Source organism: Variovorax sp. KBS0712 (genome assembly GCF_006323185.2).
Lineage (GTDB): Bacteria > Pseudomonadota > Gammaproteobacteria > Burkholderiales > Burkholderiaceae_C > Variovorax > Variovorax boronicumulans.
Map to the genome: position 1 here is coordinate 575,552 of NZ_VCCD02000002.1, position 15,274 is coordinate 590,825.

Annotated in this window: 13 protein-coding genes and 1 tRNA gene; 8 read left to right on the forward strand and 6 right to left on the reverse strand. The window is 66.9% G+C overall.

The annotated features are described in order from the left end of the window. Nucleotides 1-142: 142 nt before the first annotated feature. Nucleotides 143-1,558, reverse strand: coding sequence for an IS1182 family transposase (locus FFI97_RS19590; RefSeq protein ID WP_139701439.1), 1,416 nt, complete (start codon nt 1,556-1,558; stop codon nt 143-145). 467 nt (nt 1,559-2,025) lie between these two features. Here FFI97_RS19590 and FFI97_RS33650 point away from each other — a divergent pair, with 467 nt between their 5' ends. Together FFI97_RS33650 and FFI97_RS19600 are read left to right on the forward strand one after the other, a co-directional pair. Next, on the forward strand, nt 2,026-2,331 hold the full coding sequence (locus FFI97_RS33650; RefSeq protein ID WP_185993668.1) for a hypothetical protein: 306 nt from the start codon (nt 2,026-2,028) through the stop codon (nt 2,329-2,331). A 349-nt stretch (nt 2,332-2,680) separates the two neighbouring features. Further along, entirely contained in the window at nt 2,681-3,055 is a 375-nt protein-coding gene (locus tag FFI97_RS19600) for a hypothetical protein (protein WP_139702597.1), read from the forward strand. 193 nt (nt 3,056-3,248) lie between these two features. On the opposite strand, the gene FFI97_RS19605 is transcribed toward FFI97_RS19600, so the two are convergent. Then, a tRNA-Ile gene (locus FFI97_RS19605) sits at nt 3,249-3,325 on the reverse strand. Nucleotides 3,326-3,360: 35 nt separating this feature from the next. Then, on the reverse strand, nt 3,361-4,368 hold the full coding sequence (gene hrcA / locus FFI97_RS19610) for a heat-inducible transcriptional repressor HrcA (protein ID WP_139702596.1): 1,008 nt from the start codon (nt 4,366-4,368) through the stop codon (nt 3,361-3,363). A gap of 31 nt (nt 4,369-4,399) precedes the next feature. Between hrcA and FFI97_RS19615 the strand changes: the two genes are divergently transcribed. The 3 genes from FFI97_RS19615 to rapZ are packed head-to-tail and all read left to right on the forward strand — an operon-like array spanning nt 4,400 to nt 7,900. Next, on the forward strand, nt 4,400-5,305 hold the full coding sequence (locus FFI97_RS19615) for an NAD kinase (RefSeq protein ID WP_062476290.1): 906 nt from the start codon (nt 4,400-4,402) through the stop codon (nt 5,303-5,305). Between the two features lie 37 nt (nt 5,306-5,342). Beyond that, nucleotides 5,343-7,025, forward strand: a complete 1,683-nt coding sequence (gene recN / locus FFI97_RS19620; RefSeq protein WP_139702595.1) for a DNA repair protein RecN — start codon at nt 5,343-5,345, stop codon at nt 7,023-7,025. A 2-nt stretch (nt 7,026-7,027) separates the two neighbouring features. After that, nucleotides 7,028-7,900 (forward strand): RNase adapter RapZ, encoded by an 873-nt coding sequence (gene rapZ / locus FFI97_RS19625; RefSeq protein WP_095949299.1) that lies wholly within the window; start codon nt 7,028-7,030, stop codon nt 7,898-7,900. Between the two features lie 16 nt (nt 7,901-7,916). On the opposite strand, the gene mutY is transcribed toward rapZ, so the two are convergent. From mutY to mutM, 3 genes are all read right to left on the reverse strand, one after another. Beyond that, nucleotides 7,917-8,951: an A/G-specific adenine glycosylase gene (gene mutY / locus FFI97_RS19630; protein ID WP_185993705.1), complete on the reverse strand. Its 1,035-nt coding sequence runs from the start codon at nt 8,949-8,951 to the stop codon at nt 7,917-7,919. A 40-nt stretch (nt 8,952-8,991) separates the two neighbouring features. Then, nucleotides 8,992-10,965 (reverse strand): dynamin family protein, encoded by a 1,974-nt coding sequence (locus FFI97_RS19635; protein ID WP_139702594.1) that lies wholly within the window; start codon nt 10,963-10,965, stop codon nt 8,992-8,994. A gap of 103 nt (nt 10,966-11,068) precedes the next feature. Continuing rightward, on the reverse strand, nt 11,069-11,884 hold the full coding sequence (gene mutM / locus FFI97_RS19640; protein ID WP_139702593.1) for a bifunctional DNA-formamidopyrimidine glycosylase/DNA-(apurinic or apyrimidinic site) lyase: 816 nt from the start codon (nt 11,882-11,884) through the stop codon (nt 11,069-11,071). 71 nt (nt 11,885-11,955) lie between these two features. Between mutM and FFI97_RS19645 the strand changes: the two genes are divergently transcribed. The 3 genes from FFI97_RS19645 to ispE are packed head-to-tail and all read left to right on the forward strand — an operon-like array spanning nt 11,956 to nt 15,236. Beyond that, nucleotides 11,956-13,812 carry a tetratricopeptide repeat protein gene (locus FFI97_RS19645; protein WP_139702592.1) on the forward strand — a complete coding sequence of 619 codons (1,857 nt, stop codon included), beginning with the start codon at nt 11,956-11,958 and terminating at the stop codon, nt 13,810-13,812. Continuing rightward, a complete protein-coding gene (locus FFI97_RS19650; protein ID WP_139702591.1) occupies nt 13,813-14,358 on the forward strand; it encodes a lipoprotein insertase outer membrane protein LolB in 546 nt (181 codons plus the stop codon). After that, complete coding sequence (gene ispE / locus FFI97_RS19655; protein ID WP_070061996.1) at nt 14,355-15,236, forward strand: 4-(cytidine 5'-diphospho)-2-C-methyl-D-erythritol kinase; 882 nt, start codon at nt 14,355-14,357, stop codon at nt 15,234-15,236. The genes FFI97_RS19650 and ispE overlap by 4 nt, the downstream gene beginning before the upstream one ends. Nucleotides 15,237-15,274: the final 38 nt, after the last annotated feature.

The window sequence follows — 15,274 nt, forward strand, 5'->3', positions numbered from 1 at the left end:
CGTTCACGACGGCGGCGCGACCGGCTACAGTCGGCCGATTGTGTTGAAAAACTCGCCTCGAATCTTGCCTGCGTTGGCGATCGCACAGGATTCGCAATCGAGTTAACGAAGCGAGAGCGCGCAGCACGCCGCTGCGTTCACCTCACACGCTTTTCACGGCTGCATGTCCTTCAATTGGCATCAACCACTTGGCCATCCGCCGCAGATTCTGGGCTGTAGCCGCCAGCAGGAACTCGTCCTGCGCACCACTGAGCCCGCGAAGCCGGAGCCGATCCAGCTTCATGATGCGCTTGAGGTGCGCGAACAGCATCTCCACTTTCTTGCGATCCCTGCGTGACTGGCTGTACTCCGGTGTCCTTGCAATGGATCGTGCCGTCTCGCGTGCACCTTCATGGACGCTTCTCGCGATCTTGCGGAATGGCGTGTTCGGGCAGCACCGATCTTTCATCGCACAGCCGACGCAGTCTGACTGACTCGCTCGGTAGATCACCGTGTCGGCCTTCGTGACGTGGCTGCGCGGGATCGTGAATCGGCGTCGTTCATTACGCAGCGCATGGCCTTCGGGGCATACGTACTCATTGCGCTCTGGTTCCCACTCGAACTCGCCGATCGACAGGCTGCCGTCCTTGCGGGCCGTCTTGTCCCACACGGGCACATGAGGTTCGATCTGCTTGTCTTCAACCATCCAACCAAGCAGCGGTGCAGTGCCGTACGCCGTATCACCCACAAGCCGTCGCGGCTTGATGTCGAAGCGCTCTTCGACCCGATCGATCATGGTTCGGGTGGAGTCGACCTCCGGTGTGCGATGCGCAGGCGTGGCCTCCACGTCCATGATGATGCCGGCCGACAGATCGATCAGATAGTTGGTCGAGTACGCGTAGAAGGCCGGACCACCCGGTGCTGCGGTCCATTGCGCAGCCGGGTCGGTCGGAGAGATGTTCCTGGATGGTGCCTGCGTGTCGTGCGGCACCTCGGGCGCACCGTCGGCAACCGGATTAGTGGCGTCCAGCGCTTCGAGGTACTCGCGCACCGCACGGCTGCACTGGGTGCCTTGGCGCCACTGCGCAACCTCGGAGGCAGGAACATTGCGCGCGCGGTTAGCGTCGGCCTTGATGACGCTGGCATCGATGGCAAATCCCTCCCCTTGCACCAGCCCTTCGGTCATGCAGCGGTGCAGCACCGCCTCGAAGACGAATCGAAATGCATTGCTCTGGCGGAAGCGGCCATGCCGGTTCTTGGAGAAAGTGGAATGGTCGGGCACCTTGTCCTCCAGGCCCAGGCGACAGAACCATCGGTAGGCCAAGTGGAGATGGACTTCCTCGCACAACCGGCGCTCGGATCGGATGCCCAGGCAGTAGCCGATGACCAGCATGCGGATCATGAGTTCGGGATCAATCGATGGCCGGCCGGTGTGGCTGTAGAACGGCGCAAGATGTTGGCGTAGCTCGCTCAGATCGAGGAAGCGATCAACGCCTCGAAGCAGGTGATCACGCGGGACGTGATCGTCGAGGTTGAATGCGTAGAACAACTGATCTTGAGCGGTGCCTTGACCCATCATGATGCATACCTCCATCGATCACGAAGCGCATGCAAACTGCAAGCCAGCTACGGGGATTCGGGAGAGTTTTTCAACACAATCGGCCGCCTAGAGACGTTACCCGAGCGCTCTACCATCTGAGGCTTGCCAGCTCATCTACCAAAGAGCAGAGCGGCGGCTCCGAGGCACAGGACTGAGATCGGAAAGGCGATACAGATGGCAGCTTCGAACCGAGTAGCGCCGAGCAACAAGTTCTTTCGCCACAGGTGGCCCGCATGGCCTACTAAGCAAGGGGTGCCTAAAAAAATAGCAAAGTAAAAACCAATACCCAACGCACCAATCGGCGTTCCGGTGAACCAACTCCATGCGACGTAAGCGAATGCGCCGTACGACGCAAAAGCAAGAAGCCAGATGAGCAAACGCGAGAAGGACACTAGTGCTCCGAGATTCCGCTTGATTGACTCTTTGTAAAGTCACTCAGGGGGTGAATGCGAAGGCTCGATCGCTGGCCAAGCTTTTTACTTGTGGACTCGACCCCGCTTGAAGCGCAAGAACATGCCTATCGCCAACAAGGTCAGGATGCCTCCCAGAATCAACTGGCCAATGGCCGCAGCCACGGCTGCCCCAGAAATAAGACCGACCGAGACGGCACCTTCAACGAAGTGAAGAACTGCATCTATCTTTGCGCTTGGATAGAGTTTGGCCATACTTTTCAGCGAGATCTCGCCGGTGCCTGGAGATGTCCGACTGTAGTTGGTTTCGTCATGGTCGCGAAGCAGTCACTTGAGGCTTGACGCCTCTACACGTCTGCGAGTGCTTCAGCACAGGTCATTGCGCTCCCCACGCTGCCTGCTGAGGCACAACGCGGTAGCCATCGAGGTCTGCAAACGTGCGATCGCAGCGTCGCCGTCGGTGTTCGATCTTCAGTCACCAGCGGCGTGAACGTCCATTTCGGAGCTGTCTCAGCTTCCGCTTTGGGCCCCTTTGCGACATTCGCATGGCTCCAGAGCGGTCATCTGAGTGCTTGCTCACCACCACACAGCTTCGTCGTCGTTCCCCACAGTAAGCTCCACTCGTTGAACGCAATCTTCTAGGGGAGTGGAGAAAGTGCGAAAGGGAACTCGTCGCAAACCAGTAACGGGATTGAACCTGTTCCAAAAGGCCGAAATTCGTCGAGCCTGGCAGGCCGATCATGTCAAGGCCAGCATTCATGCGCTGATCGGCGACGATGCTCAGGCTCTCGTGCAACAAGCCGGGGCAATCATCTACGGAGTGGTCTCCGCATGCGAGGACGCTGGAATTGATGGAGATGACGCCGATTTGTGTGCCGTGCACGACGCTGCGAAAGCGCTAGTGGGGCTGTCGGCTGAGAACGAAATCCAGGGGGCGGCAAGGGTGCTGATCGTCGACGGCTTGGCGGCATGCGAACGGCTGCAACCGAGGCTGAGCCCCGCGTCGATTCAGCGCGCTGCCGGGGAAGTCCTGAAGGTCAACGAAGAACAGGAAGACTGCGCATAGCCAGAACCATCCCCACAAGTGCCGATGCGAGCAAGTTGCCGACAGTCCGGACTGGCGACGAAACGTGCGGCGCAGTGCGGTTGAATGCAGCAGCATCCGGACCAAATCTGGCAACAATCTGGCAACGGATCGGCCATGAAAAAAGTCCGCTATCTTTTGAATAGCGGACTTCTCAGCATTAACGCGGCTTCGGTGGTAGGCCGTGATGGGCTTGAACCATCGACCAACGGATTATGAGTCCGCTGCTCTAACCAACTGAGCTAACGGCCCACGCGGGCCCGATTCTATGCGCCGCGCGCGGCCGCTTACTTGCGGTGGCTCAGCGCGTTGCTCACCAGCCGCGACGTGATGTCGACGATCTGGATCATGCGGTCGTACGGCATGCGGGTCGGGCCGATCACGCCCAGCGTGCCGACCACCTGGCCGTCGACCTCGTAGTTGGCGCTGACGATGGACAGCTCCTCGAAGGGCACGACCTGGCTTTCGCCGCCGATGAAGATGCGCACGCCCTCGGCCTTGCTCGACACGTCGAGCAACCGCATCAGCTGCGCCTTCTCTTCAAAAAGATCGAAGGCACGCCGCAGCTGCCCCATGTCGCTGGAAAAATCGGTCACTGACAGCAGGTTGCGCTCGCCGGAGATCACGACGTCGTCGGCCTGGGCGTCGGTGAGCACTTCGGAGCTGACCTGCACCGCGGCCTGCATCAACGCAGCGATTTCCCCGCGCAGCTTCTCGACCTCGGACTGCAGGCGGTCGCGCACCTGCTCGATCGTCAGGCCCGCGAAGTGCGCGTTGATGTAGTTCGAGGCCTCGACCAGTTGCGACTGCGAGTAGTCGGATTCCGGAAAGATCACGCGGTTCTGCACGTCGCCGTCGGGCGAGACGATGATCACCAGCAGCCGCCGCTCCGACAGGCGCAGGAATTCGATCTGCTTGAACACCGAGGCGCGGCGCGGCGCCATCACGACGCCCACGAACTGCGACAGGTTCGACAGCAGGTGCGCGGCGTTGGCGATCACCTTCTGCGGCTGGTCGGCCGCCAGGCTCGGCGTGCTCATCTGCTCGCGCTGCGCGGTCAGCATGGTGTCGACGAAGAGCCGGTAGCCGCGCGTGGTCGGCACGCGTCCGGCCGAGGTGTGAGGGCTGGCGATGAGCCCCAGCGCCTCGAGGTCGGACATGACGTTGCGGATGGTCGCAGGCGAGAGATCCAGCCCCGCCGAACGCGAGAGCGTGCGTGATCCGACGGGTTGCCCATCGGCGATGTAACGCTCGACCAGCGTCTTCAACAGCAACTTGGCACGGTCGTCCAGCATTGCAAGATTTTAGTGTTGTAATTTGTGAGCTATGACCTCACGCTTTCGTCACGTCGCCCTGATCGGCAAATACCAGGCTTCCGGCGCCCGGGCGCAAGCCGATGCGCGCGACGGCGTGATGGAGGGCATCGGCGCCTTCCTCGAATCGCAGGGATGCACGGTGTTCGTGGAGCGTTCGTCCTGCGAGGACACCGACGCCCCGCCGCACCCGCGCTACCAGGCGCTGTCGGTAGAAGAAATCGGCCAGCGCTGCGACCTCGGCCTCGTGGTCGGCGGTGACGGCACCATGCTCGGCATCGGCCGGCAGCTCGCGTGCTACGGCATCCCGCTCATCGGCATCAACCGCGGCCGGCTGGGCTTCATCACCGACATCCCGCTGGACAACTACCAGGCCACGCTGATCCCGATGCTGGCCGGCGAATACGAAGAAGACCACCGCAGCCTGATGCACGCGCAGGTGCTCCGCGACGAAGCCGTGGTGTTCGACGCGCTCGCCATGAACGACGTGGTGGTCAACCGCGGCGCCACCTCGGGCATGGTCGAGATGCGCGTGTCGGTGGGCCGCCATTTCGTGGCCAACCAGCGCGCCGACGGGCTGATCATCGCGTCGCCCACGGGCTCGACGGCCTATGCGCTGTCGGCCGGCGGGCCGCTGTTGCATCCGGCGGTGCCGGGCTGGGTGATGGTGCCGATCGCACCGCACACGCTGTCCAACCGCCCCGTGCTGCTGCCCGACGCCGACGAGATCGTGATCGAGCTGGTGAGCGGGCGCGACGCCAGCGCCAATTTCGACATGCAGTCGCTCGCCTCGCTCGCCATCGGCGACCGCGTGGTCGTGCGCCGCTCCGACTTCCGGGTGCGCTTCCTGCACCCGCGCGGCTGGAGCTATTTCGACACGCTGCGGAAAAAACTCCATTGGAACGAAGGGGGCTCCTGAATGAAGGACCACGCCCCCAGCTTGAGGACGAACTGAGATGGCTTTGCGACGCATCGCACTGCGCGACTTCGTGATCGTGCGGTCCCTTGAACTCGATCTGTCGGCCGGCTTCACGGTGCTGACCGGGGAAACCGGCGCTGGCAAGTCCATCCTGATCGACGCACTGCAGCTGGCGCTGGGCAACCGCGCCGACGCCGGCGCCGTGCGCGAAGGCGCCGAGCGACTCGACGTGAGCGCCGAGTTCGACGCCGACCCGGCGCTGGCCGGCTGGCTCGACGAAGGCGGCTTCGAGGCTGGCGACGGCCTGCTGCTGCGCCGCACGGTCGACCTGCAGGGACGCAGCCGCGGCTGGATCAACGGCAGCCCCGCCACCGCCACGCAACTGCGCGAACTCGGCGACCGCCTGCTCGACATCCACGGCCAGCACGCCTGGCAGAGCCTGACCCGCCCCGAGGCCGTGCGCGGCCTGCTCGACGCCTACGCCGGCGCGCGCACCGACGCACTCGACGCCGCCTGGCAGAGCTGGCGCCAGGCGCTCTCGGCGCTCGAACACGCGCGCTCGGCGCAAGACTCGCTGCAGCGCGAGCGCGAGCGGCTGCAATGGCAGATTTCCGAAGTCGCGAAGCTCGCGCCGGGCGCCGACGAGTGGGACGAACTCTCGGCCCACCACTCGCGCATCTCGAACGCGCAGGCGCTCATCGACGCGGCCCAGGGCGCAAGCCAGGCGCTCGAAGACGACGACAACGGCGCCCTCGCCGCCCTCACGCGCGCCGCGACGCTGCTGCAGAACTGCGAACACATCGAGCCCGAGTTCCGCACGCTGGGCGAGGTGCTGGCGTCCTGCGTGGCGCAGGCCTCTGATGCGGCCCACTCGCTGCACGGCTACCTGCGCGACACCGACACCGATCCCAAGACCCTCGCCGAACTCGACGAGCGCATGGGCCTATGGATGTCGCTCGCGCGCCGCTACAAGCGCACGCCCGCCGAGCTGCCCGCGCTGCTGGCCGGCTGGCAGGCGGAGCTGCAGGCACTCGACGCGCAAAGCGATCTCGAAGGCCTGGAACGTGCCGAGCAGAACACCCAGCAGGCCTACATGAAGGAAGCCAAGGCCCTCGGCAAGATCCGCAAGCAGGCGGCGCCGCGCCTGGCCCAGGCCGTCACGCAGGCGATGCAGGGCCTGGGCATGCAGGGCGGGCGTTTCGACGTCGAACTGCAGCCGCTGGCGCAGCCCGGTCGCGCCGGCCTCGAAGAAATTTCGTTCCTGGTGGCCGGCCACGCCGGCAGCACGCCGCGCGCCATCGGCAAAGTGGCCTCGGGCGGCGAGCTCTCGCGCATCGCACTGGCCATCGCCGTGACGACCAGCGAACTGGGCGCCGCACAGACGCTGATCTTCGACGAGGTCGATGCCGGCGTGGGCGGTGCCGTTGCCGAAACCGTGGGCCGCCTCATGAAGCAGCTCGGCCGCGATCGCCAAGTGCTCGCTGTGACCCATCTTCCGCAAGTGGCGGCCTGCGCCGACCACCACCTCGTGGTCGCCAAGCGCCAGACGACGGCGGCCGGCACGGACGGCCCGCGCACCGAAAGCGGCGTGTCGCGCCTGGCCGCCGACGACCGCGCCCGCGAAATCGCCCGCATGCTGGGCGGTGAAAAGGTGTCGGCCACCTCGCTGGCCCACGCGCGCGAAATGCTGGGCCACAAGACGCCGGCGACCGCCCCATGAACATGAATCTCGACCTCGTCCTCATCACCGGCATGTCGGGCTCCGGCAAGTCGGTGGCGCTGCACGCGCTGGAAGACGCCGGCTACTACTGCGTCGACAACCTGCCGCCCGAACTGCTCACGGCCTTCATCGCCCTGCAGCATGAGCAGCAGGCCACGCGCGTGGCTATCGCGATGGACGTGCGCAGCGGCGTGTCGCTGCCGATCGTGCCGCAGCAGCTCGAGGCGCTGCGCGCCGACGGCGTCTCGCTGCGCTCGCTGTTCCTCGACGCGACCACCGACGCGCTGCTGCGCCGCTATTCGGAAACCCGCCGGCGCCACCCGCTCTCGCGCCAGGAAAGCCGCACCGACGTGCCCGAGCAGCACCGCGTGCTGGTGCAGGCCATCGAGCTCGAACGCGAGCTGCTGGCCGACCTGCGCGACGGCGCCGACGTGATCGACACCAGCCTCATCCGCCCCGCACAGCTGCAGAGCTACATCAAGGGGCTGATCTCGGCGCCGCAGAACGCGCTGACGCTGGTGTTCGAGTCGTTCGCCTTCAAGCGCGGCGTGCCGCTCGATGCCGACTACGTGTTCGACGTGCGCATGCTGCCCAACCCGCACTACGTGCCGGCGCTGCGCGCGCTGACGGGCCGCGACGAGCCAGTAATCCAATGGCTGCGCGAGCACGACGAGGTGGCGCGCATGTTCGACGACATCGAGCAGTTCCTGACGCACTGGCTCGACGCGCTGGCGCGCGACCACCGCAGCTACGTGACGGTGGCCATCGGCTGCACGGGCGGGCAGCACCGGTCGGTGTTCCTGGTCGAGCAGCTGGCACGCGCCTTCGGTGCCCGCTGGGGCGCGCTCAAGCGCCATCGCGAACTCGACGCCTGACGGCGGCGGAGGCCGCTCAGGCCTCGGTGGTTTCCAGCAGCTTGCGCATCGGGGCGGGCAGGCCCAGCCGGCTCCACTCCTGCGCCTCGACCCAGCGCGCGCCCTCGCCTTGCGGCTGGACGCCCTGGAGCAGCACGGGGTGCAGGTGCAGGTCCTTGTGGGTCAGCACGTGCACGAAGGGTGGCAGGTCCTGCGTGTCATGCGCCGCGCCCGACGGCAGGGCCGCGAGCAGGTCATCGTGGCTGTCGAACACCGGCAGGCAATGCAGCCCCGCCCAGATGCCCTTGGCGGGCCGCTTCTCCAGCCACACGCGCCCTTGCGCGTCGCGCGCCAGCAGCACCCACAGCGACTGGGCGCTGCGCTTGAGCTTGCGCGTCTTCACCGGGTAGCGCTCGGGCGCGCCCTGGCGCAGGCCCACGCAGCTCGCGTTCACCGGGCAGATCATGCAGCTGGGCTTGCGCGGCAGGCAGACCGTGGCGCCCAGGTCCATCAGGCCCTGCGTGTAGTGCGCCACCGCCTCGCGCTGGCCGTCCGGCGGCAACAGCTGCGTGGCGAGGTCCCACAGCGCGCGCTCCTGCGCCGCAGACGACATGTCGCCGTCGAAGCCGAGCACGCGCGTCAGAACGCGCTTCACGTTGCCATCGAGGATGGCCACGCGCTCGCCGAAACAGAAAGCCGCAATCGCAGCCGCCGTGGAGCGCCCGATGCCGGGCAGGGTCACGAGTTCGGCGGCGGTGTGCGGAAAGGCGCCGCCGAAACGCGCGACCACCTCCTGCGCGCAGCGGTGCATGTTGCGCGCGCGGCTGTAGTAGCCCAGCCCGCTCCACAGGCCGAACACCTCGTCCTCGGTGCCGGCGGCCAGCGCCGCCACGTCCGGGAAACGCTCGAGAAAGCGCGCAAAGTAGCCCAACACGGTCGTGACCTGGGTCTGCTGGAGCATCACCTCCGAAAGCCAGACGCGGTACGGATCGCGCGTGTTCTGCCACGGTAGCTCGCTGCGCCCATGGCTGCGCTGCCAGCGCACAACCTGTGCCGCGAAATCGGGGGGCAGCGACAGGGAAGGAGAGACGGCCGCCCGCGCGGCGTTGCGCTCAGGCCGCACGCAGTTGCTCGCCCGCGATGGCGGCGGCCGCGACAGGCGGCTGGCTGCCGTGCTGCGCGATCAGCGAGGTGAACTCGTGCAGCCGCTCCTGCAGCGCGGCCAGGTGGCTTTCTTGCGCGGCGATCTCGGCCAGCCGGTCGTCGAGGCTGCCCGCGGCGTTCTGGATGCGTTCGATCGCCTCGATGCGCTTGCTGAAATTGCGGCGGCGCTCCTTGAGCTGCGCATCGATCTGCGCGCTGGCGCCCTTGCTCCAGCGCTCGACCTCGGTCATGGCGGCTTCGTTGACCAGCCGCAACCGGCTGGCCAGCGCACGCACCAGCTTGTCGCAGAAGTCGGCCTGCGCGAGCTTGATCAGGTTGCCCACGCCCAGGTAGTGGATGTGGCTGCGCTCGATCTGGCCCAGCTCCTGCTCAAAGCCGCTCAGGTCGGGTTCGGCCGGCGCCTGTAGCGTGAAGCCCTGCTCGGCGTTGAGCTGGCGGAAGGTGGCGTGCAGCATCGACTGGATCTCGGCCGTGGTCGCCTGCACTTCGCGCAGGTTGTTGCGCAGCGCATCGAAGGTTTCGCCGTACACCTTGCGCACGTTGAACTTGACGCCGGGACGCTTGAGCGCCGCGGCCAGCTTGACCATGTCGGCCTTGAGCGCCGTGCGCCCGAGCACCGCGTACACCTCGCGCAGCAGCTTGCCCTGTACCGAGCGCAGCGCCAGGATGCGGGTGTTGCTGCCCTCGAATTCAGCATGTTCCTGGTCGATGCGCGCACGCATGTGGCGGATCACCGACACGTTCTTGCCGCGCAGGCCCTGCAGTTCGAGCGCCTGCTCCGACAGGTCGCGCTGACGCACCTTCAGCAGGCGCTCGGCCTCGGTGCGCAGCGCGGTCATGCCGGCATCGACCGCCAGCCGCAGCATGGTCTCTCGCTTGCCGAGCACGCCTTCGCCAAGCAGCGCCTCGAGCGCCGGCAGCCGGCTGGCGTCGAGCAGGGCCGCGTCGTGACCGATCTTGGCCTGCAGCCCCTTCTGCGCCGACACCGGCAGCACCTGCGCCAGCGGCACCTCGAGCAGCCGGGCCGCGCCTTCGCGCTGGCGCTCGATCTGCTGCGCGATCTGCGTCGGGGTGCTCAGCGTGTCCCACAGCGTGTCGATCTTGTTGAGCACCACGAAGCGCGTGTCGTGGCTGTCGTCGCCGGTGATCAGGTGCTCGCGCCAGATCGACAGGTCAGAGCGGGTCACGCCGGTTTCGGCGCCCAGGATGAAGACCACGGCATGCGCCTGCGGGATCAGGCTCACGGTGAGTTCGGGCTCGGCACCGATCGCATTCAGGCCGGGCGTGTCGAGGATCACGAGGCCCTGCTCGAGCAGCGGATGCGGCATGTTCAGCACCGCATGGCGCCAGCGGGGAATCTCGACGCGGCCTTCGGCGTCCTGCACCGGGTTGTCGTCGGGCGTCTCGGGGTTCCAGAAGCCGAGCGCGCGGGCTTCGTCCTTGCTCACCCAGCGGACTTCGGCCACCTTGCCCATGGCGCGGGCCAGTTGCTCGGCGTCGCCCACCTCGATGGGCAACTCGGTCCAGCGCGTGGGCCGCTCGCGCCAGTGGGCGAGCGAGTGCGGCTCCAGGCGGGTTTCGATGGGCAGCAGGCGCAGCTTGGGCGCCAGTGCGGCGTCGTAGCCCAGCTCGGTCGGGCACATCGTGGTGCGCCCGGCGCTGGCCGGCATGATCCGCCGGCCGTAGCCGGCAAAGAAGATCGCGTTGATCAGTTCCGACTTGCCGCGCGAGAACTCGGCCACGAAGGCCACCATGACCTTGCTGGTGCGGATCTGGTCTTCGAGGGCGCGCAGCCGTTCGGCCACGGCCTGGTCGAGCAGCTCGTTGTCGGTCAGCCAACGGGACAGCCACTGAAGGCGGCGGGCGAAGTTGCTCCGCCAGGCGCCGTGCTGATCGAGCTGTTGGTTGAAAGAGCGGCTCAAGGGAAAGATGTAAGTAAGAATTTACAAATATAACATCGCCGCATGGCGAACGGGGTACCGGCAGGAGTTTGCCCCGAAGCAGCCGCCACGGGGCCCGCCTTCCCTAGGATTTCTGGCAATGGGGGCAGTAAAAAGTAGAGCGCTGCCCCTGTTTCAGTTGCCGGATCGGCGTGCCGCACACCCGGCACGGCTCGCCCGCGCGGCCGTAGACGGTCGCTTCGAGCTGGAAGTAGCCACTTTGCCCGTCCACGTTCGAGAAGTCGCGCAAGGTGCTGCCGCCCTTCTCCACCGCCCGCGCCAGGATGTCCCGCACCGCCGCATGCAGCTTCGCCGCGCGCGGCCGGCTGATGCGCGCGGCCGACAGGGTCGGGCGGATGCCGGCGATGAACAGCGCCTCCGACGCGTAGATGTTGCCCACGCCCACCACCACGTCGCCCGCGAGCAGCACCTGCTTGATGGCCGTGCGGCGTTTCTTCAGCCCGGCATGGAAGGCGTCGAGGTCGAAGGCATCGCCCAGCGGCTCCATGCCCAGTCCGCCGAGCAGCTTGAGGGCCCAGGGCGCCTCTTCATCGTCCACGTAGACCACGGCGCCGAAGCGGCGCGGGTCGTTCAGCCGCAGGGTCCCGAGTTCGGTGACGAGGTCGAAGTGGTCGTGCACGCCGGGCTCCGGCAGGTGGATGTCGAAACGCAGGCTGCCCGACATGCCCAGGTGCAGCAGCAGCAGCCCGCGGTCCAGGTCGATGAGCAGGTACTTGCCGCGACGGCGCACCTCGCGCACGCGGCGCCCGACCAGCGCCTGCGGCACCACCATCAGCGCCCAGCGCAGCGGCTTGCCGATGCGCACGGACTCGATGCGCGCGCCGGCGATGCGGTCGGCAAAGCCGCGCCGGGTGACTTCGACTTCGGGTAGTTCAGGCATGAAAAGTAAAACTCCGGCAGCGACGAAGCCCCAGGCGGCGCTCGTTCAAATGGCTGGATTATTATGGTCAGATGAACCCATCGCCCCGCCGTCACCGCCTTGCGGCGGCCGCGTCTCTCGTGCTGCTTGCCTACACAACGCACGCACAGTCTCTTGAACCCACCGCCGCCGGCAACCCGCCTCCCGCCATCGAGCGCACGGCACCGCCGAAGCCGCCGGTGCGCCCCCGGACGACCCCTGCGGCCGCCAAGCCGGCCGCCGAAGCCGCGCAGCCGTCGGCGCTGACGGCCGACCTGTTCTACGAAATCCTCATGGGCGAGATCACCGCCCGCTCGGGCGACCCCGGCTCCGGCTATTCGCTGGTGCTCGACGCCGCCCGGCGCCTGCGCGACGGCAAGCTGTTCCAGCGCGCGGTCGAAATTGCGCTGCAGTCGCGCTCGGGCGACGCCGCCATTTCCGCGGCACGCGCCTGGCAGGAAGCACTGCCCAATTCGCGCGATGCCCGGCGCATCGAGCTGCAGATCCTGATCGCACTGAACCGCATCAGCGAAACCGTCGAACCGCTGCGCGCCGAAGTGGCCGCCACCTCGCAGATCGAGCGCCCCCTGCTGATGGCGGTGATCGCGCGCACCTACGGCCGCGCCGCCGACAAGAAGCTCGCCGCCTCGGTGGTCGAGCAGGCGCTGGTCGACGAACTCAAGAGCCCCACGACCGGCGGACTGGCCTGGGCCACCGTGGGCCGGCTGCGCCTGAACGCTGGCGACCCCTCGGGGGCGCTGGACGCCGCGCGCAAGGGGCAGGCCATCGATCCGTCGTCCGAGGCGCCCTCGGCGCTGGCGCTCGAGCTCATCGACCCGGGCCAGCCGCTGGCCGAGCCGATCGTCACGCGCTACCTCGCCAACAACCCCAAGGCCTCGCCCGACCTGCGCATCGCGTACGCACGCACGCTGGTCGAGAACCGCCGCTTCAGCGACGCCAGCACGCAGCTGCAGACCCTGACCGCCGCACGCCCCGAGCTGGCGGAGCCCTGGCTGCTGCTCGGCAGCCTGCAGATGCAGGCCCGCCAGGAGGCGGCGGCCGAAACTTCGCTCAAGCGCTACGTCGACCTGATGACGGCACCAGGCCAGAGCCAGGACGCCGGCGACGTCGCCGACCGCAAGCGCGGGCTGACGCAGGCGTATCTCGTGCTCTCGCAGCTGGCCGAGCGGCGCAAGGATTTCCAGGCGGCCGACCGCTGGATCACACGCATCGACAGCGCGGACAACCAGAGCGCCATCCAGGGCCGTCGCGCCAGCCTGCTCGCGAAGCAGGGCAAGCTGCCCCAGGCCCGCGAGCTGCTGCGCGCGCTGCCCGAGCGCACGGCGGAGGAACGCAAGCAGAAACTGCTGGCCGAAACCCAGCTGCTGCGCGAAGCCAAGCAATACCAGGCCGCCTACGACCTGCTGGCCCAGGCCTCGGCCGCCGCGCCGGACGACGGCGACCTCGTCTACGACCAGGCCATGATGGCCGAGAAGCTCAATCGCCTGGACGACATGGAGCGGCTGCTGCGCCGCCTCATGACGCTCAAGCCCGAGAGCCAGAACGCCTACAACGCGCTGGGCTACTCCTTTGCCGATCGCAAGATCCGGCTCGACGAGGCCCGCACGCTCATCCAGAAGGCGGTGCAGCTCGCGCCCGAAGACCCGTTCATTGCCGACAGCCTGGGCTGGGTCGAGTTCCGGCTCGGCAACACGGCGGAGGCGATCCGCATCCTCGAGGCAGCCTACAAGTCGCGGCCCGACCCCGAGATCGGCGCGCATTTCGGCGAAGTCCTGTGGTCGGTCGGCCAGAAGGACCGCGCGGTCGCTATCTGGAAAGAATCGCTGCTGACGGACGCCGAGAACGAGACGCTGCAGGAAACCCTCAAGCGCCTGCGCGTCAAACCCTGAATGGCATCGATCACGCACACGGCTCCCGCGCGGGGCAATGAGTCCTTCACCCGCCGCGCGGCGCTGGGCACGGGCGGCGGCGCACTGCTGCTGTGGCTCTCGGGCTGCGCCCAGCTCTCGGGCGGCCCGGCCGCTGCGTCCGGGCGATCGGCCAGCTGGAGCGGGCGCATGTCGCTGCGCATCGACAGCGAACCGGTCCAGACCTTTGCCGCCCTGTTCGAGCTGCGTGGCTCGGCCGAAACCGGCGACCTGACGCTGACCACGCCCATCGGCAGCACGCTGGCCCAGCTGCACTGGGCGCCGGGTGAAGCCCTGCTGAAGAACGGCAGCGAGACCCGCCGCTACGACTCCGTCGACGCGCTGATCGAAGCCGCTACCGGCGCCGCCATTCCGGTGGGCGCGCTGTTCGGCTGGCTCGACGGCCGCGCCGACCCCGTGCCCGGCTGGCGCGCCGATCTGGGCCAGCTGTCGAACGGCAAGCTGCAGGCCACCCGCGAATCCCCTGCGCCACGGGCAGACCTGCGCATCGTGTTCGAACGCTCATGAAGGCGATCTACGACCTTCCCGCGCCGGCCAAGCTGAATCTGTTCCTGCACATCACCGGGCGGCGCGACGACGGCTACCACCTGCTGCAGTCGGTCTTCATGCTGATCGACTGGTGCGACACGCTGCACGTCGAACTGCGCAACGATGGCCAACTGAGCCGCGAAGACCTCACCACGCCGCTGCCGGCCGACGATCTCGTACTGCGCGCCGCCCGTGCGCTGCAGGCGCATGCCGCACCGGGCCAGGGCGCGCACATCGGCATCGCCAAGCACGTGCCGGCGCAGGCCGGCATGGGCGGCGGGTCGTCGGACGCGGCCACCTGCCTGCTCGCGCTCAACCGCCTCTGGAACCTGAACCTACCGCTGTCGCGCCTGGCGCAGATCGGGCTGAAGCTGGGTGCGGATGTGCCTTTCTTCCTCGGTGGACGCAACGCCTGGGTCGAGGGCATCGGCGAGGAAATCACCCCCGTGAACCTGCCGCCGGCACGCTTCGTGGTGGCCAAGCCACCCGAGGGACTCGATACCCGATTAATTTTTTCTGCGGATGATTTGGAACGGGCAACTCCTGTTGCTATAATCTCAGGCTTTGCTGCAGATAGCGAACAGCTAGAAGCCACAAACCTCGGCAACGGGGTTTACGACTTCGGTCACAACGACCTGCAGCCGGTTGCCCAACGGCTTTGCCCCGCAGTCACCGACGCCATCGAATGGCTCGGACTGCAAGGTTTGAAGGCCCGGATGACCGGCTCCGGAAGTTCGGTGTTCGCGAAGATGCCGCAATTGCCGCAGGAAGCGGAACTGCTTGAAGCCCCCCGGGGATGGCAGGTTCGACAATGCGACAATCTGGCAGTTCATCCACTCTGGGGATGGGCAGCCTGAAGAGATAATCGGAGCGCTCTGCGGTTCGATGCGACATA